Origin of the sequence: Flavobacterium rhizosphaerae (assembly GCF_046000445.1) — a bacterium.
In the GTDB taxonomy this organism is placed as follows: Bacteria; Bacteroidota; Bacteroidia; order Flavobacteriales; family Flavobacteriaceae; genus Flavobacterium; species Flavobacterium rhizosphaerae.
Map to the genome: position 1 here is coordinate 1 of NZ_JBELPZ010000016.1, position 24429 is coordinate 24429.

General features: G+C 40.5%; 19 protein-coding genes. 12 read left to right on the forward strand and 7 right to left on the reverse strand.

The window, feature by feature from the left end; all coding sequences use genetic code 11:
• Positions 1 to 104: 104 nt before the first annotated feature.
• From ABS766_RS13250 to ABS766_RS13260, 3 genes are all read right to left on the reverse strand, one after another.
• Positions 105 to 713: a superoxide dismutase gene (locus ABS766_RS13250; RefSeq protein ID WP_408085670.1), complete on the reverse strand. Its 609-nt coding sequence runs from the start codon at positions 711 to 713 to the stop codon at positions 105 to 107.
• 163 nt (positions 714 to 876) lie between these two features.
• Positions 877 to 1728 (reverse strand): DUF1574 family protein, encoded by an 852-nt coding sequence (locus ABS766_RS13255; protein WP_408085671.1) that lies wholly within the window; start codon positions 1726 to 1728, stop codon positions 877 to 879.
• 93 nt (positions 1729 to 1821) lie between these two features.
• Positions 1822 to 3267, reverse strand: coding sequence for an MBOAT family O-acyltransferase (locus ABS766_RS13260; RefSeq protein WP_408085672.1), 1446 nt, complete (start codon positions 3265 to 3267; stop codon positions 1822 to 1824).
• A 133-nt stretch (positions 3268 to 3400) separates the two neighbouring features.
• Between ABS766_RS13260 and ABS766_RS13265 the strand changes: the two genes are divergently transcribed.
• The 5 genes from ABS766_RS13265 (at position 3401) to ABS766_RS13285 (ending at position 12446) form a co-directional block, all read left to right on the forward strand.
• Positions 3401 to 6544 carry a UvrD-helicase domain-containing protein gene (locus ABS766_RS13265; RefSeq protein WP_408085673.1) on the forward strand — a complete coding sequence of 1048 codons (3144 nt, stop codon included), beginning with the start codon at positions 3401 to 3403 and terminating at the stop codon, positions 6542 to 6544.
• A gap of 13 nt (positions 6545 to 6557) precedes the next feature.
• The gene (locus tag ABS766_RS13270) at positions 6558 to 6752 is read left to right on the forward strand and encodes a four helix bundle protein (protein ID WP_408085742.1); all 195 of its coding nucleotides are present in this window, start codon (positions 6558 to 6560) and stop codon (positions 6750 to 6752) included.
• Positions 6753 to 6908: 156 nt separating this feature from the next.
• Entirely contained in the window at positions 6909 to 8102 is a 1194-nt protein-coding gene (gene kbl, locus ABS766_RS13275) for a glycine C-acetyltransferase (protein ID WP_408085675.1), read from the forward strand.
• A 110-nt stretch (positions 8103 to 8212) separates the two neighbouring features.
• Positions 8213 to 9604 (forward strand): OmpA family protein, encoded by a 1392-nt coding sequence (locus ABS766_RS13280; RefSeq protein ID WP_408085676.1) that lies wholly within the window; start codon positions 8213 to 8215, stop codon positions 9602 to 9604.
• Between the two features lie 70 nt (positions 9605 to 9674).
• On the forward strand, positions 9675 to 12446 hold the full coding sequence (locus tag ABS766_RS13285; RefSeq protein WP_408085677.1) for a PD-(D/E)XK nuclease family protein: 2772 nt from the start codon (positions 9675 to 9677) through the stop codon (positions 12444 to 12446).
• Here the strand turns inward: ABS766_RS13285 and ABS766_RS13290 are convergent.
• Together ABS766_RS13290 and ABS766_RS13295 are read right to left on the reverse strand one after the other, a co-directional pair.
• Entirely contained in the window at positions 12443 to 13228 is a 786-nt protein-coding gene (locus ABS766_RS13290) for an alpha/beta fold hydrolase (RefSeq protein WP_408085678.1), read from the reverse strand. The two genes, ABS766_RS13285 and ABS766_RS13290, sit on opposite strands and share 4 nt — an antisense overlap.
• Positions 13229 to 13315: 87 nt before the next feature.
• Positions 13316 to 14509, reverse strand: coding sequence for a hypothetical protein (locus tag ABS766_RS13295; RefSeq protein WP_408085680.1), 1194 nt, complete (start codon positions 14507 to 14509; stop codon positions 13316 to 13318).
• A gap of 70 nt (positions 14510 to 14579) precedes the next feature.
• Here ABS766_RS13295 and ABS766_RS13300 point away from each other — a divergent pair, with 70 nt between their 5' ends.
• The 7 genes from ABS766_RS13300 (at position 14580) to ABS766_RS13330 (ending at position 22735) form a co-directional block, all read left to right on the forward strand.
• The gene (locus ABS766_RS13300) at positions 14580 to 16037 is read left to right on the forward strand and encodes an oligosaccharide flippase family protein (protein ID WP_408085682.1); all 1458 of its coding nucleotides are present in this window, start codon (positions 14580 to 14582) and stop codon (positions 16035 to 16037) included.
• A 14-nt stretch (positions 16038 to 16051) separates the two neighbouring features.
• Complete coding sequence (gene dut / locus ABS766_RS13305) at positions 16052 to 16492, forward strand: dUTP diphosphatase (protein ID WP_408085683.1); 441 nt, start codon at positions 16052 to 16054, stop codon at positions 16490 to 16492.
• 134 nt (positions 16493 to 16626) lie between these two features.
• Positions 16627 to 17637 (forward strand): sugar phosphate nucleotidyltransferase, encoded by a 1011-nt coding sequence (locus ABS766_RS13310; protein ID WP_408085684.1) that lies wholly within the window; start codon positions 16627 to 16629, stop codon positions 17635 to 17637.
• Positions 17638 to 17646: 9 nt separating this feature from the next.
• Positions 17647 to 19005, forward strand: a complete 1359-nt coding sequence (locus ABS766_RS13315) for a tetratricopeptide repeat protein (RefSeq protein WP_408085685.1) — start codon at positions 17647 to 17649, stop codon at positions 19003 to 19005.
• Positions 19005 to 19778 (forward strand): DUF4292 domain-containing protein, encoded by a 774-nt coding sequence (locus ABS766_RS13320; RefSeq protein WP_408085686.1) that lies wholly within the window; start codon positions 19005 to 19007, stop codon positions 19776 to 19778. The genes ABS766_RS13315 and ABS766_RS13320 overlap by 1 nt, the downstream gene beginning before the upstream one ends.
• A gap of 14 nt (positions 19779 to 19792) precedes the next feature.
• The gene (locus tag ABS766_RS13325) at positions 19793 to 21046 is read left to right on the forward strand and encodes a murein hydrolase activator EnvC family protein (RefSeq protein ID WP_408085687.1); all 1254 of its coding nucleotides are present in this window, start codon (positions 19793 to 19795) and stop codon (positions 21044 to 21046) included.
• Between the two features lie 6 nt (positions 21047 to 21052).
• Positions 21053 to 22735 carry an ABC transporter ATP-binding protein gene (locus ABS766_RS13330; protein ID WP_408085688.1) on the forward strand — a complete coding sequence of 561 codons (1683 nt, stop codon included), beginning with the start codon at positions 21053 to 21055 and terminating at the stop codon, positions 22733 to 22735.
• 259 nt (positions 22736 to 22994) lie between these two features.
• On the opposite strand, the gene ABS766_RS13335 is transcribed toward ABS766_RS13330, so the two are convergent.
• Together ABS766_RS13335 and ABS766_RS13340 are read right to left on the reverse strand one after the other, a co-directional pair.
• Positions 22995 to 23651, reverse strand: a complete 657-nt coding sequence (locus ABS766_RS13335; protein ID WP_408085689.1) for a CoA transferase subunit B — start codon at positions 23649 to 23651, stop codon at positions 22995 to 22997.
• Positions 23652 to 23669: 18 nt separating this feature from the next.
• Positions 23670 to 24383, reverse strand: coding sequence for a CoA transferase subunit A (locus tag ABS766_RS13340; protein ID WP_408085690.1), 714 nt, complete (start codon positions 24381 to 24383; stop codon positions 23670 to 23672).
• Between the last annotated feature and the right edge of the window lie 46 nt (positions 24384 to 24429).

A 24429-nucleotide genomic window follows, 5' to 3' on the forward strand; every position in this document is an offset into this window, starting at 1 on the left:
ATATAAATCAGTAAATAAAGAGAAATCAGAATTGATTATAAAAAAAAGGAGCTGTCCCTTTTGAGACAGCCCCTTTTATACAGTATAAGAAGAAAAATAATATATTATTTTTCGTTAGCGTAGCGCCTTGCTACTTCTTCCCAGTTTACCAGATTCCAAAAAGCCTCAATATAATCAGGCCTGCGGTTTTGGTAGTTTAGGTAATAGGCGTGCTCCCACACGTCAAGGCCAAGTATTGGCGTGCCGCCACAGCCTATTTCCGGCATAAGGGGGTTGTCCTGGTTGGCAGTAGAGCAAACCTCAAGCTTGCCGCCCGGGTGTACACAAAGCCATGCCCAGCCAGATCCGAATCTTGTTGCAGCCGCTTTATTAAATGCAGCTTTAAATTCTGCAAAAGAACCGAATGCTTTATCAATAGCCTCTTCAAGCTCGCCTGTTGGCTCGCCCCCGCCTTTAGGCGAAAGGATGGTCCAGAAAAGATTATGGTTATAATAGCCACCACCATTATTTCTTAGAGCGGTATTACCCAAATCAAGGTTTATAAGTATATTTTCAATAGTTTTACCTTCAAGGTCGGTACCTTCTATAGCATTATTAAGGTTTGTAGTGTAGGCATTATGGTGTTTTGTATGGTGTATTTCCATAGTCCTGGCATCTATATTAGGCTCAAGAGCATCGTATGCATAAGGCAGTTTAGGTAGTTCAAAAGGCATAATGATGTATGTTATTAAAAGATTAGTATTAATTTTAATTCAAATTTACTCATTTTAACTTTCATACAAAATATACATTTGTTATTATTTTTCTTAATAAAATGTGAAAATATTGTGAATTGAAAAAACCGTAATGTATTTGGCCTCAAAAATTAAAGCACCATTATTTATCATTATCGGCTTTACCAATGAGGTTATCTACAATTAATGAGAGCTTTTCTGCACCAATTTCTGAAAGGTGGTTTGAATCATAAAAATCATTATTGGTAAAACGCTTATCGGCAAAAAAATTATAGTAATGGGCATTGCTAAAATTATCTGCTAAATTTTGTGCGGCTCTAAAGGTAGCGGTTACTTGTTTTTTATCCATCCTGTCACGGTAAGGTTTAGAAACCGGTGTTGTAATAAGTAATACAGCTGTATTGTGCTTTTCTCCCCAACGTATTATATATTTAATTTTTTCAGTCATTTCATTAAAATTATTCTGGCTGAGTTTAGCATTAATATCTATGTGGCTGTGCCGGGTAATATATTCGGCGCCTTTTATAAGGTCTTGTTGCTTAACAGAGGTATAATCATTTCCCCAACCTGTTGATGAGCACCTTACAGGATCATAATTTCCGATCACGTAATTAAAAAGGGCTGCTGTACTTTCGTTAAAATTGGCATTAAATGACCGAAAATGGTATGCAAGCTCACTTGAGGGGTAATTGTAATTTAATACATATTCTGCTTTTCTCCATTTTCCTTCTCCATCATCTAATGAATAAAAAAAACTATCATCGCCAATAGCTATAATAATGTTTTTTAAGTTGGTAAACCTTTTTTCATATTTTTTAAAAATAAAATAATCATAATCAATAGTCTGGCCTGAGTATGCCACATTAATACTGTTGCCTGCAAAATATTTAGGGTTAAGCCCGTAGTGGGCGTAAGAATTCCCTAATATAAGGGTATGTATATCTTCAGAATTTTTTTCCAGCAGATTTCTTTTTAATGTGTAAGCAGAAGGCATTGCCCGGAGTAAATATTCATACACTCCCCATAACACCAGTAGTGGTGCAACAAATACTATTAGTTTAAGAATAAATTTTTTAAGGGATACCATTTAAAATTGAAAATAAATAAAATCCTGGCGGCTGCCACTAAACCAAAAAATTATAAATATGAGCGCGTAGTAAAAAGCTATTCTTACGGGTCGTTTCCAGGTGATACCCAGATATTCAATTGCGAACCTATTATTTCGGCCCTGCCATTCTAATAGCAGAAAGAACATTATGAGTAAGATTAGTTTTTTATAACTGCCGTAGGTATGAATATCTATATAGGAGTGAAAATTACTAAAAATACCTTGTATATAACTAATAGCATGATGTACATTTTTTGCCCGGAAAAATATCCAGGCAAAAACGGTGAGCACAAAAGTTATCATGATAGCACTAAATTCTCTAATGGTGGGTAAAGTTCGTGCACCTGCAATTTCCCCTATATTATGTCTGTTTGTTTTAGCGAGCAGTAAGGGTAAAAAATAGCATGCATTTATAAAGCCCCAAAGTACAAATGTCCAGTTGGCGCCATGCCAAAAGCCACTTACAATAAAAATTATAAAAATATTTCTCACTTTCATAAATGTAGAACCCCTGCTGCCGCCCAATGGTATATATAAGTAGTCTCTAAACCAGGTTGAGAGTGAAATATGCCAGCGCCTCCAGAACTCGGCAATATCCCTTGAAAAATAAGGGTGCCTAAAGTTATCCATTAAATCAAACCCAAAAAGCCTTGAGGTACCTATAGCAATATCAGAATAGCCGGAGAAATCTCCATATATCTGAAACGTAAAAAACACGGCGCCTAAAAATAACGTTGCGCCGGAAAATTGCTCTGAATTATTAAAAATATCATTTGCAAATTGTGCACAATTATCCGCAATCACTACTTTTTTAAATAATCCCCATAATATTTGGCGCAGGCCATTTACAGCAAGGTCATAATTAAAAATTCTTTTTTTGTAGAATTGTCCTAATAAATGCGTAGCCCTTTCAATGGGGCCGGCAACCAATTGGGGGAAGAAACTTACAAAGGCAGAAAAGGCAATAAAATTTGTGGTTGGCTCCAGTTTTCTTTTGTACACATCTATAGTATAACTTAATGTTTGGAAGGTGTAAAAGCTAATGCCAACAGGCAGAATGATATTTAATGACTGTGTTGCTATATTTTGGCCAAAAAAGGAAAAGGCATCATGAAAACTTTCCAGAAAAAAATTATAATATTTAAAAAAGCCTAACAGGCCAAGATTTACTATTATACTGCACCACAGAAGAGTTTTCCGGATAGTAGGGCGTTGCTGTTTTTTTAAACAGATGCCAATAATAAAATCAAGTATTGTACTAAAAAAAATAAGTCCAAGAAACCGCCAGTCCCACCAACCGTAAAAAATATAACTGGCCACCACCAACAGCAGATTTTGCAATTTTAAATTTTTGTTTATAACAAACCAGTATAAAACAAAAACTACAGGTAAAAAAACAGCAAAGTCAAGTGAGTTAAATATCATTATTTACTACATACTTTTTAAAGATCTAAAGATAAATTTTATTTCATAATAACAATATTTATAAACAGTATTGTTACTGTGTATTTTACTTTTCTTATTATAATTACCTTTGTAAATAGTAGTAAAAAAACACATGCCAATTAAAAAAGCTTTTTCCCTTTATAATGCCTCTGCCGGTTCTGGCAAAACGTATACACTTGTAAAAGAATATCTTCGCATTTTGCTGGAGTCGCCAGTTAATGATGCATACCGCCGTATACTTGCCATAACCTTTACCAATAAGGCGGTTGAGGAGATGAAACGGCGTATTGTTTTAAACCTATCCGATTTTGCCAAAGATGAACCGGGAGCGCGCGCCGAGGCGTTAATGAAAGACCTTTCTGCAGAAACGGGGCTTTCTATGGCTACTATAAAAGATAAAGCCAAAGCCATTATAAAAAACATCATTCACAATTATGCGGCTTTTGATATTAGTACTATAGACCGTTTTACCCATAAGGTTATACGTGCTTTTGCGCACGACCTTAACCTTTCGCTGTCGTTTGATGTATCACTCGAAACAGACCTGCTGCTACAGGAGGCAGTAGATGCCGTTATAGCCCGGGCCGGGAATGATGAAGTACTCACAGGGTTACTGGTAGATTTTTCGCTGGATAAAACGGATGATGATAAAAGCTGGGATATTACTTATGAATTGCTTGAAACAGGTAAACTGCTAATAGATGAAAATAACCGTAATGAACTGAAACAGTTTCAGGGAAAAGACATCAGCCATTTTTTATTTATAAGGGAAAAATTAAAACAGCAGGTAAAGATACTGGAAGAGGAATCCCGAACGCTGGGCCATGAACTTGACGCTGTTATTGCACAACAGGGCATAGACCCGAAATCTTTTTCGCGCGGTACATTTACTAACCACATTGGCTATATAAAAGATGGAGCGTTAAAGCCTACTCATAAAAAATATTATGAGGCAGATGAAGTAGCCATTAATAAAGCAGCAAAAGACCTTGATGCAATTGAAGGTGTTTTGCCGCAAATGCTGGCCCTGCTGCAACAGGTATATAAAAACTATGAGAAAAAGAATTTTTATACCGCCTTTCTTAAAAATATAACCCCGCTCTCATTGTTGAATTCTATTGGGGAGCAAATGGAACGTATACAAAAAGAGCAAAACATACTTTCTATATCTGAATTTAATGCCATTATTCACCGCGAAATTCAAAACCAGCCGGCTCCATTTATTTATGAAAGGCTGGGGGAGCGTTACCGCCATTTTTTTATAGATGAGTTTCAGGATACTTCGCAAATGCAGTGGCAAAACCTTATACCGCTTATTGGCAATGCCCTGGCGGGAGAAGACCCTTTGTATGGCCGTGGCTCATTACTTTTGGTAGGTGATGCCAAGCAAAGTATTTACCGCTGGCGCGGGGGGCATGCAGAGCAGTTTATAGACTTAGCAAAACCGGAGGCCAACCCGTTTTCTAACCCAGATAAGCACACCTTTAACCTGGATACCAATTACCGTAGTTTTGATGAGGTAATTAATTTTAATAACGAATTTTTCAACCTGATTTCTGCTGAGTTTGAAAATACCGATTACAGGCAGATGTATGCTGAAAGCAACCAACAGTTTAATATAAAAAACGGCGGGTATGTCAGTATTTCTTTCCTGCCCGAAATGCAGCAGCAGGAAGAAGTAGAACCGGCTGATAAAAATACATTATACCTTGAAGCTACCCTGCAAGCCATAAATAGTGTTTTAGAGCAAGGTTTTAGTTACAGGGATATTGTTTTGTTAACCCGCAAGCGGCAGCCCGGGGTATTACTTGCCAATTATCTTACAGAACAGGGTATACCGATATTATCTTCTGAAACGCTGCTGATAGAAAACGCTACCGAGGTAAAACTGATTATTAATATACTTAGGTACCTAAAAAACAGTAATAATAAAGAGGCCAGGGCCTACTTTTTATACTTTGCGGCCAGTACCAGGCAGGAAGCCGACAGGCATAACTTTATAGCCCGTGGCATGGGTTGTGAAACCGAAGCAGGCTTAGAGGACTGGCTCGCACAACACGGTATAATTATTTCGTTTAACAGCTGCCGTAAAAAATCGCTTTATGAAGCGGTTGAAACCATTGTACGTGCCTTTATACCCAATAAGGCCAACCAGAGTTATGTGCAGTATTTTATGGATTTGGTTTTGGAGCGCGATATACGCACCCAGGCGGGGATAAGTGATTTTCTGGATTATTGGGATAATAACGGCTCTAAATTCAGTATTCCATCACCCGAGGGTAATGATGCGGTACGCATTATGACCATACATAAAAGCAAGGGGCTTGAGTTTCCGGTGGTTATTTTTCCGTTTGCCGAAGAAGACTATGCCCGTTCGCGCCGCGATAAGCTGTGGCTGGAACTGGATGATGAAACCTTTGAATTTCAGAAGGCACTTATAGACAGCAGCAAAGCTGTGGCAGAATATGGCGAAAAGGCCGCAGCGCTTTACCATATTAAATCGCAACAGGAATTGCTGGATAATATTAACATATTATATGTTGCGCTTACCCGTGCCGAAGAGCAGCTGCATATTATATCGTCACGCAACTTTACATCTAAAGGTGAACTGACCAATAATATGTCGTCTTTCTTTATCAGGTACCTGATGCAAAAAGGGCTGTTTGACAACACCGTGGCGGAATATACGTTTGGCAGCCCACAACGGCTTTCTGAACCTGAGCCGCCTTTAAAAGGGCAGCAAACCATACAGGTTGTTGGTGAACCGCTGGATATGGGTAGTGTAAAAATTGCCCGCCGCGAAGCGCTTATGTGGGGTACACAACGGCAGGAGGCTATTGAGTTTGGTAATGTAATGCACCAAATACTTTCATATATAAATATTGCTGAAGATATAGGCAACGCACTGCAAAGGGCTGTTGAAGAAGGGCTGATAACAGTAGCCGATGTGCCCATGGCGGAACAAACCCTGCAAAATATTGTGCACCATGAGGCACTTAATGAATTTTTTGCGGAAGGTGCTACAGTATATAATGAGCAGAATATTATTGGCCGGGCATTGCCAACAGTAAAGCCGGACAGAGTAGTACTGAGGGGCAACAAAGCGTGGCTGCTGGATTATAAAACCGGTACGCACCAGGATAAATACGTAAAGCAGCTCCGCAATTATCAGGAGGTGTTGGAGTTAATGGACCTTGAGGTTGAAAAGAAAACACTGGTTTATATAAGGCAGCATATTGAGGTGGTGGAAATATAGTTTTCAGTCGCAGTTGCAGTTTTCAGTACGAGGGTCTTCCAGAAGCGTTTGTGCTAATATTGCTGAAGCTTACAGGAAAAGAAGCTATGTAAACCATTTTATAAGTAAACTCACAGATTGTGATGCTGAAAATTCTGAGACTAATGTCTGGCTGGAATTTGCATTAAAATGCGGATATTTGCAGCATCAAAAATTCAGGAATTATTAGATAAAAATATAGAAGCAGGGAAACTAATTAATTTTATGATCAATAATCCTGAACGATTTGAATGCTCATCAGATTAGTTCTATTATAATTAAATAAATAATAAACCGGCTTTTGCAGCTAACTGAAGACTGCGACTGCGACTGAAAATTAAAATATATGTACGGAAAAATTAAAGAATACTTAGCCACAGAGCTTGAAAATATTAAAGAAGAAGGGCTGTATAAAAAAGAACGTATAATTACTTCGCCACAGGGGGCAGAGATTACCCTTGACAGCGGACAAAAGGTTTTAAACTTCTGCGCCAACAACTATTTGGGGCTTTCATCGCACCCGGAAGTAATACAGGCGGCTAAAGATGCCTTAGATACCCACGGTTTTGGTATGTCATCTGTGCGTTTTATTTGCGGTACGCAGGATATACATAAAGAACTGGAAGCGAGTATAGCAAAATTTTACGGTACTGAAGATACTATTTTGTATGCTGCCGCTTTTGATGCCAACGGAGGTGTTTTTGAACCATTGCTTGGCGCAGAAGACGCCATAATATCAGACAGCCTTAACCATGCCAGCATTATAGACGGGGTGCGCCTGTGCAAGGCAGCCCGCTACCGCTATGAAAATAATAACATGAAAGACCTGGAGCAGCAACTTATTAAGGCTAATGAAGCCGGGCACAGGTTTAAAATTATTGTAACCGATGGTGTATTTAGTATGGACGGGCTTGTAGCGCCGCTTGATAAAATATGCGACCTGGCCGATAAGTATGATGCCCTTGTTATGGTAGATGAGTGCCATGCCGCAGGTTTTATAGGAGCAACAGGTAAAGGTACCCCCGAAGCAAAAGGCGTTATGGGGCGTATAGATATTATTACCGGTACCCTGGGCAAAGCTCTTGGAGGCGCTATGGGAGGCTATACCACAGGTAAAAAAGAAATTATAGAGTTGTTAAGGCAGCGTTCAAGGCCATATTTGTTTTCAAATTCACTGGCTCCGGCTATAGTGGGGGCTTCGTTAAAGGTGTTTGAATTACTCGAAAAGGATACCTCGCTGCGCGATACGCTGGAGTGGAATACCAATTACTTTAAAAAAGGTATGAAAGCAGCCGGTTTTGATATTATTGATGGAGACAGCGCCATAGTGCCGGTAATGCTGTATGATGCCAAGCTGAGCCAGGTAATGGCAGATGAACTCCTTAAAAAAGGAATTTATGTTATAGGGTTCTTTTTCCCGGTGGTACCAAAAGGAAAAGCCCGCATCAGGGTGCAGCTTTCTGCCGCCCATACAAAGGAGCATCTGGACTATGCAATAGCTTCATTTACCGAGGTTGGCAAAGCATTAACGCTAATTTAACTACAATTTAGGTGTGTGTGTAGGATTTTATTTAATAAAATGTTTTGTTGGTCTGTTTTAAGGCAGTAATTTTGTATTATATAACCTACACGTAATTTAAATAAAAAAGTATGAGACAACTTAACAAATTATTCATTGCTGCCCTTGCGGTAGTGGGCCTAAATGCCCACGCGCAGGACGAAGACAACCCTTGGGCTGTTTCCTTTGGTGTTAATGCAGTTAGTACCCGTTTTGGCGCAGCGTCAGAATTTGGCGACCAGTTCAGCCAATATTTTAATACAGACCAGTGGAACATACTTCCCTCGGTTTCGTATGTAAACGTTTCCAGAAATATAGGAGATGCTTTTTCTTTCGGTATTACCGGTTCGGTAAACAAAATTGATAAAGTAGTAACCCGTACACCCGGCACACAGGATTATATGACTTCTAACCCTGGTGACTGGACTTACTATGGGGTGGATGGTATCATCAAATACGGTTTCCTTCAGGATTCATGGTTTAACCCTTACGTGCATATTGGTGGTGGTTATACCTGGTTAGACGAAAGAGGTAACGGTACAGTAAACGGAGGTGTTGGTATCAACTTCTGGTTTACAGAAAATGTTGGTTTAACAGTACAATCTACTTACAAACATACGTTTGAAGACCAGGCTGATGCTAATGTGCCAAGGCATATCCAGCATTTTGCAGGTATTACTTTCAAATTTGGAGGTAAAGATACTGATGGTGATGGTATATATGATAAAGATGACGCATGTCCTGAAGAGTTTGGTTTAGAGCAATTCCAAGGTTGTCCTGACACTGATGGTGACGGTATACCTGATAAAGACGATGCTTGTCCAACTGTACCTGGTTTAGCACAGTTTAACGGTTGTCCTGATACGGATGGCGACGGTATTACAGATGCAGAAGATGCATGTCCGGATGTAGCTGGTGTTGCAAGCCTTCAAGGTTGTCCTGATACAGATGGTGACGGTATTGCTGATAAAGATGACAAATGTCCGGATGTGGCAGGTCCTAAAGCTAATAACGGTTGTCCTTGGCCAGATACTGATGGTGACGGAGTACTTGATAAAGATGACCTTTGCCCAACTGTAAAAGGTACAGCTGCAAACCGTGGATGTCCTGAAGTTACTGAAGAAGTAATGACAAGGCTTAACGAATATGCAAGAACTATCCTTTTCAACAGTGGTAAATCAAGCTTTAAAGAAGAAACCATGCCGGTACTTAAATCTATGCTTGAAATATTTAAAGAATACCCACAAGCAAGGTTTACACTAGAAGGACACACAGACAGTGATGGTAGTAATGAACTTAACCAAACCCTATCTGAAAACAGGGCTGCTGCTGTGAGAAACTTCCTTATAGAAAACGGTATTAAAGCTGACAGGTTAGTATCTACAGGTTATGGTGAAACTAAGCCTATAGCAACAAACAAAACGGCTGCTGGTAAAGCTCAAAACCGTAGGGTTGAGGTAAAACTAATCAAAGACAACGAATAGTTTTTCCACCCAGTTTAAATAAAACTTTTAAAACGCTCCCGGTTTCGGGGGCGTTTTTTATTTTTACACCATGGCAAACCAAACCTTTCTTGAAAAGCTAAGTGTACAATTAGTACAGGATTACAGTAATAAACTTCATGCCGTTACCATAATTTTGCCCAATAGGCGCGCCCGCATATTTTTATTAGAAGCGCTTAAAAAACAAATAAGCGGGGTAATTTTTGCCCCGGTAATTATTAGTATTGAAGATTTTATACAGGATGTGGCCGGTATACGCCCTATTGATACTATAGAGCTGCTTTTTGAATTTTATAATGTTTACCTGGGGCTTACGCCTAAAGACAAGCAACAGCCTTTTGAAAATTTTGCCAACTGGGCCAAAACCCTTTTACAGGATTTTAATGAGATAGACCGCTATTTACTCAATGCAGATTATGTGCTGAAATACCTTGAAAACATTGAAGAAATAGAACATTGGGCGGTAGATGCTGACAACCGTACGCCAATGATAGATAATTATCTGGAGTTTCACAGGCAATTCCCAGTGTATTACCATACTTTATACAAACATTTACAGGATAAAGGTATAGGTTACCAGGGGCTTATTTACCGTGAGGCAGTTGATAATATTGAGCATTACAGCGCTTCGTTACAGCAAAGGCAACTGGTATTTGCCGGTTTTAATGCCTTAAATGCTGCTGAAGAAAAAATTATTCAGCACCTGATGATGACAGGCCAGGCAAAAATATACTGGGATATAGATTATGTGTTTTTGCAGGACCCCTACCACGATGCCGGATTGTTTGTGAGAAAGTTTAAAAAAGAGTGGCGGCACTATGCACAACAGCCTTTTGAATGGATTACTAATGACTATAGCGAACCCAAAAACATAAACATTATTGGTACGCCAAAAACAGTGGGGCAGGCTAAAATAGCCGGACAGATTACAGAAAAACTTATTGGAGAGGGGTATAGCCTGGATAAAACCGCTATAGTATTGGCCGAAGAAAACCTTTTAGTGCCTTTGCTGTATAGTTTACCATCGGGTGTGGGCAGCCTTAATATTACTATGGGGTACAGCAGCCGCAACAACCCGGCGCAAATACTGCTTCAAAAGCTTTTTAAGCTTCACACCAATGCCCTTAACCGGGAATCTGGCTATACGTTTTATTACCGTGAGGTGCTGGATATACTTACCCACCCATTGGTAGAGCCTTATGCCGGGGCAAAAAAAGCACTGGATGTTATCAAGTCGAATAACTTTACATTTTTTTCTGATAAAAAGCTTTTTGAAATACAGGAAACAGCAACACCCTTTTTTAATCTGCTTTTTGAACGCTGGCAGGCTGATGGGGCAGGCGTTGCAGAACGGCTGCAGAAAATACTGCTGGAAATAAAAGAGTTTTTGGGAGATGATAATGAGCAGGATAAAATAAGCAAAGCCTTTTTATATTCGGTTTTTAAAGTAATTAATAAAATAATAAGTTATAGCCGCCAGCATCCGCACATAAACAGCCTGGGGGTATTACATTCGGTTTATAAAGAAGCTGCCGAACTTGCCGAGGTTTCGTTTGAGGGCGAACCCCTTTCGGGCCTACAGATTATGGGCGTGCTGGAAAGCCGCGTACTCGATTTTGAAAATGTAATCATCACATCGGTAAATGAAGGTAAATTCCCTGCTGGTAAAACGCAGAACTCCTTTATTCCCTATGATGTGAAACTTGAACTCGGGCTGCCCACCTATAAAGAAAAGGATGCCATATACAGTTACCATTTTTACCATTTACTGCTACGGGCTAAAAATGTGTACCTTTTGTATAATACCGAAAGTGAGGGGCTTGATGCCGGGGAGCCAAGCCGTTTTATCACCCAGCTTGAAATTGAAACACAACCTAAACACAACCTGCAAAAGGTTATTTATAATGCCTACTTGCCCGATAAAGCGTATGAGGCTATGACAATACCCAAAACCGAAAGCGTACAGGAGCGTTTACGGGAAATTGCCACAGTTTCGGGATTTTCTCCTTCTGCACTTACGGGGTATATACGTAACCCGATACAGTTTTATTACCAAAAGGTGCTACGCATACGGGAAATGGATGAGGTAGAAGAAAGTATTGCCCTTAATACACTGGGTACTATTATTCACGGGGCGTTAGAAGAGCTGTATAAACCCTATATTGGTAAATATCTTGCCCTGCACGATATTGAAAACATGAATGTTTTAGCCGATGATGAGGTAATGCGGCAATTTAAGCTGGTATATAAAGAGGGTGAAATTAAAAAAGGGCGCAACCTGCTGGCTTTTGAGGTTGCTAAACGCAATGTGCATAATCTTTTAAAACAGGAGCAGAAACTTATTGAGGAAGGTGATGCGGTAAAACTGCTTTCGCTGGAAACCAAATACTCCCGCTGGCTGAAAGATGAGCGGCTGCCTTACCCGGTACTAATTTCGGGGAATATAGACCGTATTGAAGAGCGCAACGGCCGGATAAGGATTGTGGATTATAAAACCGGGAAAGTAGATAAGTTTAACGTTACTTTAAAACAGTGGGAGGGGCTTACAGCCGATATTAAATTTGACAAGATTATACAGTTGCTTACCTATGTGTTTATGTATGAACCCGAAGCCAATGGTAAAGAAATTGAAGCCGGAATAATATCATTTAAAAATATGAAAAGCGGTTTTATGGGCTTTACCTTTAAGGATATGATAGATAAGTCGGTACCAATAACCGAAGTGATTTCTGCCGATGTAATGCAGGAGTATTTATCGCAGTTAGTGCAATTAATAAACGAAATACTTAACCCGGAGCAGGACTTTACAGAAAAGCTGGATTAGGCAAATACCTGCTTAAAAAACGCCAGTGTTTCAGCAAGTAATGCATCGCGGTTTTCAATATGTGCCATGTGCCCGTTGGGGTAGGTTACCAGTTGTACGGCGGTAGCTTCTGCCTGTGGGGCATGGTCCTGGTAGGGCAGACTTTGGTCTTTTTCGCCCAACACCAGCAAAATAGCAAACTTGCCTTCATGTAGCAATCTTTGTCGGTCTTCGCGCATTTTCATACCCTCCAATGCAGCAATAATGCCCTGTTGTGGTGTTTTTACAGCTTGTTTTTTAAGGACTTCAATTTCATCGGCAAGGCGTTCGCGATTGTCTTCGCTAAACAAGTTGGCAATACTAATGCGTACAAAATTTTTGGCATCTTGTTTTACGGCTTTAATGGCGCGTACCCTGTTGGCTTTTTTCTCGGGATTATCTTCCAGCGCGCTGCTGTTAGAGAGTACAATACCTTTTACCATTTCGGGGTACAGGTTGGCAAAGGCAAGGGCTATATACCCGCCCATGCTGTGCCCCATAATGATAGCATTGCTTACCTGAAGGTGGTTTACTACAGCATAGACTACATCGGCTTGGTCTTCCATAGTATGTACGTAGCCAATGCAGGGCGTTTTGCCGTGCCCCAGCAGGTCTATGGTTATAACGCGGTAGCTTTGGCTGTACTGCTGTACAAAAAACTCCCACATGGTTTGGTTTTCCAAAAAGCCATGCAGTAATATAATAGTGTTTCCCGAGCCGGTATCGGTATAGCTGATTTCTATATTCTTGTAATGTAAGTCCATAAAGCCTAAGGTCGAAAAGTCATAAAGCAGGCAAAGTTACGGCTTGCGCTTAAATACAGCAATGAAAGGTTTTGTTAAATGGGTAATTTAATCATTAAGTAAAAAGAATGTGAACTTCAAATCTTTATAATCATATTTAATTTTAAAACTAAACTCTGAGGTTACTTCATTAAATGGTATCAATAACTTATTCTGCGACCATCGGTCAAATGTATTTCTATTATCATTATACAATTCATCAATATATTCATATAGCAAATTTGTACTGTACTCTTTATTAGATATGTATGCCGATATATAAGAAATTGGGTTTAAAAGCAAGTTTCCATTTTTACTCAACACAATTTTCTTCTTTTTATACAGAACAAACTTATAGTCAATTTCAGAGGTTGATGTTTTTTTTAAATATAGCTCAATATGCATTTTTCCCTCCTTTGAGATAAATTTATATTCTTTGTTAATGATAAAATCTACAGGTAGATAAGCAGTATCTTTATTTATTACATATCCTTTTTCCAGTTCTTTATTTAGTTGTTTGTGGAAATTTATTAAAGTATCTATTTCTATTATTTTATCTATATGTATTTCATAATCATCCATACCGTAATGCCCGTAACCATACATGTCGCCATATTCCCTATACCCTTTTACTTTCAGTTTTATTCCTTTATTTGCAATTGCTCTAAAACGTGGAAAATTAATATTGAGGAGAGAGTCTTTTATTTCTCTTTTTTGAAATGATGCGCAGCCAGTTACTTTTTCTAATTTTCCATTAGGTTTTAAAACATGAAAAGCCTGTCCTTCAAATTCATTAACATAAAAGCCTTCATAAATACTGTCCTGGCTATACGTATTGATGCGTGTTTTGTTTTTCTTATAGAAATTATAATATTCATATGCTGACACCCGTGTAATTAGAATTTTATAATATGGAAGGTCATTGTAATATGAGATTTTATTTTCTTTTTTGCCGATTACACTAATATGCCTTTCATCTTTAAATCTGGGAGTGAAATATGAATAAGCTTTTTTCTGAAGCCCGATAGTATCCATTTCAACAAAGCTAACCAGGCGGGGAGATAATAAACTATCATTTGAAATTTCGTAAAACAGATAAGTCCCATCATCCTTTTTAGATAAAAACCCGTTGAATTCTCCGTCTTGCCCAAATGCATTAAAGGATATGGTCAATAATAAAAAAAATAGACTTCTCATTGAGATTGGATTAGTTGGTGCTAATATAACAAAAAAGCCAACGGTACGGCTGCGCGGCATAGCCATATGTAGTATGCAGCTTTTACCTAAATACCCAAAATATTCGCTACTTTTGCTTTAAAAGTAACACTTAGCCTTGAGCCTGTACAAAAACCTGTTTAAACAAACCGCCATATACGGCATTGCTACGGTAGTGCCGCGCCTGTTCAGCTTTTTACTTACGCCGCTGCATACCACACCGGGCGTAATGGACAGTAGCGAGTATGGGCAGGTTTCCATTATTTTTTCGTGGCTGGTGTTTTTTAATGTGGTGCTGGCCTATGGTATGGAAACGGCTTTTTTTAGGTTTTACACTACCGAAGATAAAAAAAGCGTACTGGGCACCAGTACCATTTCATTGTTTTGGTCGTCAATATTATTTTTATGCATAGGGTTGTTAGGCCGCAATTATCTGGCCGATGCTGCCGGCATTAATGCCAGATATGTTACCCTTACCATTTGGGTACTGGTGCTGGATGCGCTTGCTATTATTCCCTTTTCGAGGCTCCGGGTAGAAGGCCGCCCCATATTTTATTCGGTAATAAAAATTTGCAGCGTTGCCTTTAATGCCCTGCTAAACTTTTTCTTTTTATTGTGGCTGCCAAAAATTGCCGAAACGCATCCTGATAGTTTTGCTGCAACCATTTATATTAAAAACTTTCAGGTGGGGTATGTGTTTGTAGCCAATGTTTTGGCAAGCCTGGCTACATTTTTGGTGCTCTCACCCCATTATTTTAAAGTGCGGTGGAAGTTTGACAAGGCCCTTTGGATGCGTATGATGCGCTATGCGCTGCCGGTTATGGTGGCGGGTATTGCCTTTGCCATAAATGAAACGTTTGACCGCCCCCTGCTACAATTTATGGGGGTGCCCGAAGATGAGATTGGTAAATATTCTGCCTGTTATAAGCTGGCTTTGTTTATGACGCTTTTTACTACGGCCTTCCGCCTGGGTATTGAGCCGTTTTTCTTTAGCCATGCTAAAAATGAAAATGCCCCGAAAACCTATGCTGTTATAACCAAATACTTTGTCATATTCGGGTCGGTCATATTGCTTGGGGTTATCGCCTTTGCCGATATATTAAAGATATTTATAGTGCGTAGCCCCGAATACTGGGAGGGTATGAAGGTGGTGCCGCTTATTATACTTGCCAACCTGTGTCTCGGCATTTATACCAACCTTTCAGTTTGGTACAAGCTATCAGATAGAACAAAAATGGGTGCCTACATATCGTGCATAGGCGCAGCGGTAACACTTTGTTTTAACTTTGCGCTAATACCCGTTTGGGGCTATATGGGGTCTGCTATAGCTACGGTATGCGCCTATGCCACAATGATGGTGGTATCTTACTTTGTAGGGGCAAAATATTACCCTATACCGTATGATGTTAAAACAATGGGTATGTATATGGGGGTGGCTGTAGGGCTTTCGGCAATTTCATTTTATGTGCCGGTGCTGCGGCATACGTATGTGTTCGGCATAGCCTCTTTTGCTGTATTTATCGGGTTCATCTATAAAAAAGAAAAACAAACTTTACTAAAATTCCTTAAAGAATAAAAAATATAACAGTCATGACAGTAACCGTAAAAGTTATCAATAAATCTAAGCACAGCCTTCCTAATTACGAAACTATTGCCTCTGCCGGTATGGATATACGTGCTACTATTGATGCGCCTATAACCCTAAAACCATTGGAGCGCGCCATTGTAAAAACCGGGCTCTTTATAGAGCTGCCTGTTGGGTATGAGGCGCAGGTGCGCCCCCGAAGCGGGCTTGCCGCCAAAAAAGGTATTACCGTTTTAAACAGCCCCGGCACAATTGATGCGGATTACCGGGGTGAGATTGGGGTAATTTTAGTAAATTTATCCAATGAGCCTTTTACAATAGAAGATGGCGAGCGTATAGCACAGCTTGTAATAGCCAGGCATGAGCGTGCCACATGGGAAGAAGCTGAGGCGCTGAGCGAAACGGTGCGTGGTACCGGAGGCTTTGGCAGTACCGGGGCAAAGTAATACAGTAATGAGCAGAAGCGGGTTTATATCAAATACGGATTTGCACCGTTGCTATATAACTGCTGATACTATAATATAACAGAAGAGTAAACAGGGTTTGGCCCTGGTGGCATATAAATTACAACTATAAATTAATGAAAATTATTGTACCTATGGCAGGCAGGGGTTCGCGCCTGCGCCCACACACACTTACAGTACCAAAACCGCTTATACCTATAGCAGGTAAACCTATTGTGCACCGGCTGGTTGAAGATATAGCGGCGGTTTTAAACCGTGAAATTGATGAAATAGCATTTATAATACATAAGGATTTTGGTTCAAAAGTAGCCGAAGACCTCATAGCCATAGCCGAAAAACTGGGTTCTAAAGGCACCATTTATTATCAGGAAGAGCCTCTGGGTACGGCACATGCCATACTTAGCGCTAAAGAAAGTATGAGCGGCCCGGTAGTAGTGGCATATGCCGATACACTTTTCAGGGCTGATTTTACGTTAGATACTTCAGCCGATAGTGTAATATGGGTGCAGGAGGTGGAAAATCCCTCTGCTTTTGGCGTGGTGAAGCTTAATGATAAAAACGAGATAACCGATTTTGTTGAAAAGCCTAAAGAATATGTAAGCAACCTGGCTATAATAGGCATTTACTATTTTAAAAGTGGCGAAACACTGCGTAACGAACTGCAATACCTTATAGATAATAATGTGGTTAAGGGGGGCGAATACCAGCTTACCGATGCCCTTGAAAACATGAAACAAAAAGGCATGAAATTTGTGCCCGGTAAGGTAGAGCACTGGATGGACTGCGGCAATAAAAACGTAACGGTAGAAACCAATAGCCGTATGCTGGCTTTTTTAGAACAGGATGGCGAAAATATGGTGTCGGAAGAGGCAGAGCTGCACAACAGTACTATTATACCACCATGTTATATTGGTAAAGGTGCAGTGATAAAAAACAGCACCATAGGCCCTAATGTTTCTATTGGTGCAGCTACTACGGTAGAAGACAGTACTATAAAAAACAGCCTGGTGCAATCGCACTCGGTAATTACAAATGCAGTGCTGGATAATGCCATGATAGGCAACCATGCGGTGTTTAACGGTGAGTTTACTGCGGTTAGCATTGGCGACTATTCAGTATTGGAATAAGCAGATTATATGAAGTTGAAAATTCTTTTTTACAGCCTTATGCTCTCAGGTGCACTTTGTGTGCCTGAAACAGGTTATGCCCAAAAGGAGCCGGATGAAATTGCCCTGGCGAATACCGAATTTGAGAATAACTTTTATGAGGCGCTAAAGCAAAAAGGAATTGAAAATTATGATAAGGCCATACAATCATTACAAAAATGCCTGAGCCACCAACCCGACAATGCTGTTATTTATAATGAGCTGGGCAAAAATTACCTGGCGCTTAAACAGTATGGCGATGCCGAAAATGCTTTTAAAAAAGCTACCACGTTAGATGCCTCTAACCGCTGGTACTGGCAGGGGCTGTATGATGTGTACTATGAAATCAAGGATTTTAATAAGGCCATACCTATAGTACAAAAGCTTATGGAATGGCGTAAAGATTATTATCAGGAAGATTTAGTATCATTATACATGTATACCTATCAGTATGATAAAGCGCTGGCACTTATTGAGGAGATGGATGAAACCGTAGGCATATCTGATAAGCGGGAAATGTATAAAGAGCAGATTTTAAGCCTTGAAAAATACAGCCAGCCCAAAAAAGAAATGCTGGAAGAAGCCATTAAGAAAAATCCGAAAGAGGAGTCTAATTACCTGGAGCTTATTTACCTGTATTCAGAAAGTAACCAGGAAGAAAAAGCACAGGAGGTGGCCAAAAAGCTTGAAAAGGAGATACCCGGTTCTGACTGGGCGCAGGTAAGCCTTTTTAAGTTTCATCTTAATAATAATGAGGGTGATAAAGCCTCAGAAGCCATGCTGCGCATACTGGGCAGCCCAAAAATTGACAGTAAGATTAAGCACCGCGTGCTTAATGAGTTTCTTATTTTTACCAATAATAATCCCCAATATAACAGCAGCCTTGCCAAGGCGGTAACCTATTTTAAAGATGATGCCACCGTTAACGTGCCTAAAGAAGTAGGTAAGTTTTTTTTCAGTAAACAAAAGTATGACCAGGCTGCCGTTTATTTTGAAAAAGGACTACAGCAAAAAAGTGATGATATAGAGGGGGTAGAATTGTTACTGTACAGTTATGAGGGCGCTAACCAAAACCAGCAGTTATGGGACAGCGCTAACAAGTATATAGACTATTACCCGTTGCAGGCCAGCCTGTACTGTTTTGCCGGGGTAGGCGCCAACAGGCTGGGGCAGTTTAAAAAAGCAAAAGAAGTGCTGGAAACCGGTATGGAGTATGTAGTGGAAGACCCGGAACTTGAGGCAAAATTAAACCGTGAATTGGGCGAGGCCTATGGCGGGTTAGGCGACCAGAAGAAAAAAGAACTGTATTTTACCAAAGCAAAGGAGCTGCTTAAAAGCAAAATAAATTAATGAAAAAAAGTATTGTAACCCTGTTTATATGGCTGTTATTGCTTTCTTCCTGCAAAAGCAAGCAGGCAGTAGTGGCAGAACAGGCTGCCGACGGCAAGAAAAAAGCCAATGAGCTTATAGCAGGGCACCTTGAGCATTTTAAAGATTTTAATACCCTGCTCATTAAGAGTAATGTGTATTATAAAGATGCCCATAACAGCCAAAGGCTAAACGCAGAGGTACGGATAAAAAAAGACGAAATAATACTTGTTAGTGTGCGCTTTTTGGGCATTACTATGGCAAAGGCCCGCATAACACCAAATGAGGTTAGCTATTATGAAAAAATGAGCGGTACTTTTTTTAGGGGAGATTATGCCGTACTGAGCCGCTGGCTAGGTACCGAGCTGGACTTTAACACCGTACAAAATATATTTATAGCACGTGCCAGCCTTAGCCCAAAAATAAACTACACTTCTTTTATTAAAGACGGGCAGTATAATATAACAGGCAGTGATAATAACGGGCTTATGAGCCAGTTGGTATTTGAAGGCGCCAATTACCTGCTAAAACAGGAACATGTAGTGCAACAGGGGTTACCACAGCGTACATTAGATATAAAATACCCATCTTACACCGAGGCAGACGGAATGATAATGCCGGCAGAAATTACTATTGAGGCCGAACAGGAAGATGTGGTTAATATTAACATAGGGTATACTTCCATTAAATTTAATGAAGAACTTAGTTTTCCTTATGATGTGCCCGAAGGCTTTGAACAGATTTTTATTGAGTAGATAATAAAGCAGTTATGAAAAAATTATTTCTTGTATTTTTCTTTTTATGTGCCGGTACTGTGGTTTGGGGACAAACCCCGGAGCAGAAAAAACTGGAGCAGCGCAAAACGGAAATACTTAAAGAAATCCAGAGCCTTAATACACTGGTAAGTTCAGAAAAGGCTAAAGAAAAGTCGCTCCTTACCAAAATATCAGACAGCGAAACCAAGATAGAGCTTAGTAAAAAGCTTATAGCCACCATACAAAAGCAAACCCGTTTGCTTAATGATGATATTTACCGTAACCAGCTTAAAATAAATAAGCTGAACCGGGAACTTAAGGTACTTAAAGAGGATTATGCCAAAACATTGTTACTGGCCTATAAAAACCGTTCTACCCAAAGCCGTATTATGTTTATACTGTCTTCTGATAATTTTTTACAGGCCTATAAGCGCATGCAGTACATGAAACAGTATGCGGGTTTCAGGAAAATGCAGGGCGAGGAAATACGCGGCAAAATGACCGAACTAGAAGCGCTTAACACCAAATTACAATCGCAGAAAAAAGAGAAGGATAAACTGCTTGTTGATGCCGAAAAACAAAAGGCGCAACTGGTTGATGATAAAAAGGAGCAGGAGAAACTGGTAAAAGCCGTACAAAAAGACAAAAAGAAATATACGGCAGAGATAAACGATAAGAAAAAAGAAACCAAAAAGATACAAAGCCAGATAGATAAACTGATACGCGAAGCTATTGCCGCTGCCAATAAAAAAACCGCGGCATCCAGCAGCGAATCGTCTTCTACAAAAGCCGCTGCTGCCAGTGGGTCGAGCTCTAAAATAGTACTGACGAAAGAAGGCCAGGTTGTTGCCAATAACTTTACCGCCAATAAAGGTAAGTTGCCTTGGCCGGTAACACAGGGGTATGTTTCTATGGGGTATGGCAACCAAAGCTATCCGGGTTATAGCGATATACAGATATTTAATTCAGGCATAGAAATATCTACCACGCCGGGTGCAGAAATAAGGACAATATTTGGCGGTGAGGTAAGCATGGTACAACTTGACGAAAACACCAATACCAAAACGGTATACATACAGCATGGTAACTATATTTCGGTATATAAAAACCTGGGCACCGTATCGGTTAGCGCAGGCACAAAAGTAAGCCTTAAACAAAGTATAGGTACGGCGTATACAAGCCCTTCGGGCAAGACAGCTATTAACTTTTATATATTGCAAAATACCACATACCTAAACCCACAAACCTGGATTACACCGCTAAGATAACGTAGCATGAAACAACCGTTGCTGCATATTGATAACGTAACCCTATCGGCCCGTGTGGCCGGGCAATGGCAGCCTATAGTTATAAACAGCAGCTTTACACTTAACCAAAATGAAATTTTGGGGATAGTGGGCGAGAGCGGTTCCGGTAAATCGGTAACCTCGCTGGCCATTATGGGGTTGCTGCCCAAAGGTATATTGCAGGTAACCGAAGGGCGTATTTTATTTGAAGGGAACAATATTTCTCGGTTATCTCCTAAAGAAATGCGCTTATTACGCGGCAATGCTATTGCCATGGTTTTTCAGGAACCTATGAGTTCACTAAACCCCTCTATGCGTTGTGGCTACCAGGTAGGCGAGATTTTAAAACAGCATACAGCGTTATCGGCTACTGAAATAAAACAACAGGTGCTGGAGTTGTTTGAAAAAGTAAAATTGCCGGATCCGGATGCAATATATAATCGCTATCCGCACGAAATTTCGGGAGGACAAAAGCAACGGGTTATGATTGCCATGGCCATTGCCTGCAAACCCAAAATTCTTATAGCAGATGAGCCTACTACGGCACTGGATGTTACCGTACAAAAAGAAATTATACTGCTCTTAAAATCACTCCAGCAGGAAACAGGCATGAGCATCATCTTCATTTCGCACGACCTTTCGCTGGTTTCGGGCATTGCCAATAGGGTGCTGGTGATGTATAAAGGCGAAATTGTAGAGCAGGGCGATGCCGACAGCATCTTTAACTATCCGCAGCATACCTACACCAAAGCGCTCATTAATTCGCGGCCATCTCTGGAGGTACGCCTGCGGCGCCTGCCCACCATACAGGACTACCTTACCAATGCCGTAAGCGATATAGAAATTACCCCGCAGATGCGTGCCGAAAAGCACAAGGCGCTATATGCACAGGCTCCGCTTTTAGAGGTTATAAATGTAGAGAAAGAGTACTTTTCATCTGCCGGGATTTTAGGGAAAAAGACAGGTTTTAAAGCCGTTAACGATGTGAGCTTTAAATTGTATGAAGGCGAAACCCTTGGCCTTGTGGGCGAGTCTGGCTGTGGCAAGAGTACCCTGGGCAATGCCATTTTGCAATTAGATAAGCCTACTGCCGGAAAAATATTGTACCGGGGCGCAGACCTTGCCAGTTTGTCTAAAAAAGAGATACGGCAGTTGCGAAAGGAGATACAGATTATCTTTCAGGATCCGTATTCCAGCCTTAACCCGCGGCTTACCGTAGGCGAAGCCATTACCGAACCCATGAAGGTGCACAAGTTATACAAAACGGCTGCTGAACGCCGCGAAAAGGCATTGGAACTACTGGAGCGCGTAGGGCTGGGCGAGGCGTATTTTAACCGCTACCCACATGAATTTTCAGGCGGGCAGCGGCAGCGTATTGGCATAGCCCGTACCATAGCGTTGCAGCCCAAATTAATTGTTTGCGATGAGTCGGTCTCTGCGCTGGATATCTCGGTGCAGGCACAGGTGCTCAACCTGTTAAACGAACTGAAAGAAGATTTTGGCTTTACCTATATTTTCATTTCGCACGACCTTGCCGTGGTGAAGTATATGAGCGACCAGGTACTGGTAATGAACAAAGGCAGGATTGAGGAAAAAAACGAAGCGGATGCCCTATATGAACATCCGCAAAAACCGTATACCCAAAAGCTGATAGACGCGATACCGAAGTAGTGTTCAGTTTACAGTTTTAAGTTTACGGTTTACAGTTTTTACAATAAATCTGCTGAAAGGAAAGCTTCTGAAAGCAAAAAAAGTTTTTTCGACCTTTGCAAAATTCAACACCCTGTTACAGTATCCACTGCTGTGAAATAATTTTTATTCGATAGCACATTTTCAGGGTTTTAGAAAATTTTTTCTTTCACACCACTATTGTAATTTTTGTACAAAAAGTGAAAGAAACAGCCTTTTTTAGGCAATCTTTATCCTTATGCTAAAATGCCATTTCCGGAATTTCACCCTCTATAATCAGGTTGCCTTCGGTAGCATTTTTTATATCTTCTACAGTTATACCGGGTGCACGTTCCAGCAATTTAAAACCTTCTGCAACTACTTCAATAACAGCCAGTTCAGTTACAATTTTTTTTACGCAGCCTACACCTGTTAGGGGTAATGTACATCGTTTCAGCAGTTTACTTTCGCCTGCCTTATTTACGTGCATCATCGCTACAATAATATTTTCGGCACTGGCTACCAGATCCATAGCGCCACCCATGCCCTTAACCATCTTCCCCGGAATTTTCCAGTTGGCAATATCGCCATTTTCGGCTACTTCCATGGCACCCAGTATGGTAAGGTCTACATGCTGGCCCCTTATCATGCCAAAGCTGGTGGCACTATCAAAAAATGAGGCACCCGGCAGGGTAGTAATGGTTTGTTTACCGGCATTAATTATGTCTGCATCTTCCTGACCCTCAAATGGAAAGGGTCCCATGCCCAGCACGCCGTTCTCACTCTGGAACTCTACGCTGATACCTTCCGGAATATAATTAGCAACCAAAGTCGGGATACCAATCCCTAAGTTTACAAAATAGCCATCCTGCAATTCTTTAGCAATACGTTTGGCAATTCCTATTTTATCTAAAGCCATGATTATCAGTTTATAATATTAAGAAACAGACTGGTTATTTGTCCTTACCGTACGCTGTTCTATGCGTTTTTCATAGGTTTCTCCCTGAAAAATACGCTGTACAAAAATTCCGGGTACATGAATAAAATTAGGGTCCAGTTCTCCGGCAGGCACCAGTTCTTCTACCTCAGCAATGGTAATTTTAGCTGCCCCTGCCATAACCGCATTAAAATTGCGGGCAGTCCCTTTAAAAACAAGGTTTCCGGCCTCATCACCCTTCCAGGCCTTTACAATAGCAAAGTCAGCTTTAAAGGCTTCTTCAAGTACATGCATTTTGCCATTCCACTCGCGTGATTCTTTGCCTTCGGCTACCTCGGTACCATATCCGGCAGGCGTATAGAACGCAGGTATACCGGCCTGTGCCGCACGGCATTTCTCTGCTAACGTTCCCTGTGGGGTAAGTTCTACGTCAAGCTCGCCACTCAGCATCTGCCGTTCAAACTCGGCATTTTCGCCCACGTAGCTCGATATCATCTTTTTAATTTGCTTTTTTTGCAGCAGCAGCCCCAGGCCAAAATCATCAACGCCGGCATTATTAGATATGCAGGTAAGGTTTTTAACCCCCATTTTTACCAGTTGGGCTATGCTGTTTTCGGGGATGCCACACAGTCCAAACCCGCCCAGCATTATGGTCATACTATCCGTAATACCCTGTACGGCTTCTGCAACAGAAGTTACTTTTTTATTAATCATATAAAATATATGGTTTTTAAGAAGTAAATATAAAAAAACACCTTCA

Coding starts and splice junctions, on each gene's coding strand:
- ABS766_RS13250 (WP_408085670.1), bottom strand. CDS start 713: ATGCCTTTTGAACTACCTAAACTGCCTTATGCATACGATGCTCTTGAG.
- ABS766_RS13265 (WP_408085673.1), top strand. CDS start 3,401: ATGCCAATTAAAAAAGCTTTTTCCCTTTATAATGCCTCTGCCGGTTCT.
- ABS766_RS13310 (WP_408085684.1), top strand. CDS start 16,627: ATGAAAATTATTGTACCTATGGCAGGCAGGGGTTCGCGCCTGCGCCCA.
- ABS766_RS13260 (WP_408085672.1), bottom strand. CDS start 3,267: ATGATATTTAACTCACTTGACTTTGCTGTTTTTTTACCTGTAGTTTTT.
- ABS766_RS13290 (WP_408085678.1), bottom strand. CDS start 13,228: ATGGACTTACATTACAAGAATATAGAAATCAGCTATACCGATACCGGC.
- ABS766_RS13320 (WP_408085686.1), top strand. CDS start 19,005: ATGAAAAAAAGTATTGTAACCCTGTTTATATGGCTGTTATTGCTTTCT.
- ABS766_RS13295 (WP_408085680.1), bottom strand. CDS start 14,509: ATGGCTATGCCGCGCAGCCGTACCGTTGGCTTTTTTGTTATATTAGCA.
- ABS766_RS13335 (WP_408085689.1), bottom strand. CDS start 23,651: ATGGCTTTAGATAAAATAGGAATTGCCAAACGTATTGCTAAAGAATTG.
- ABS766_RS13340 (WP_408085690.1), bottom strand. CDS start 24,383: ATGATTAATAAAAAAGTAACTTCTGTTGCAGAAGCCGTACAGGGTATT.
- ABS766_RS13285 (WP_408085677.1), top strand. CDS start 9,675: ATGGCAAACCAAACCTTTCTTGAAAAGCTAAGTGTACAATTAGTACAG.
- ABS766_RS13315 (WP_408085685.1), top strand. CDS start 17,647: ATGAAGTTGAAAATTCTTTTTTACAGCCTTATGCTCTCAGGTGCACTT.
- dut (WP_408085683.1), top strand. CDS start 16,052: ATGACAGTAACCGTAAAAGTTATCAATAAATCTAAGCACAGCCTTCCT.
- ABS766_RS13330 (WP_408085688.1), top strand. CDS start 21,053: ATGAAACAACCGTTGCTGCATATTGATAACGTAACCCTATCGGCCCGT.
- ABS766_RS13325 (WP_408085687.1), top strand. CDS start 19,793: ATGAAAAAATTATTTCTTGTATTTTTCTTTTTATGTGCCGGTACTGTG.
- ABS766_RS13255 (WP_408085671.1), bottom strand. CDS start 1,728: ATGCCTTCTGCTTACACATTAAAAAGAAATCTGCTGGAAAAAAATTCT.
- kbl (WP_408085675.1), top strand. CDS start 6,909: ATGTACGGAAAAATTAAAGAATACTTAGCCACAGAGCTTGAAAATATT.
- ABS766_RS13280 (WP_408085676.1), top strand. CDS start 8,213: ATGAGACAACTTAACAAATTATTCATTGCTGCCCTTGCGGTAGTGGGC.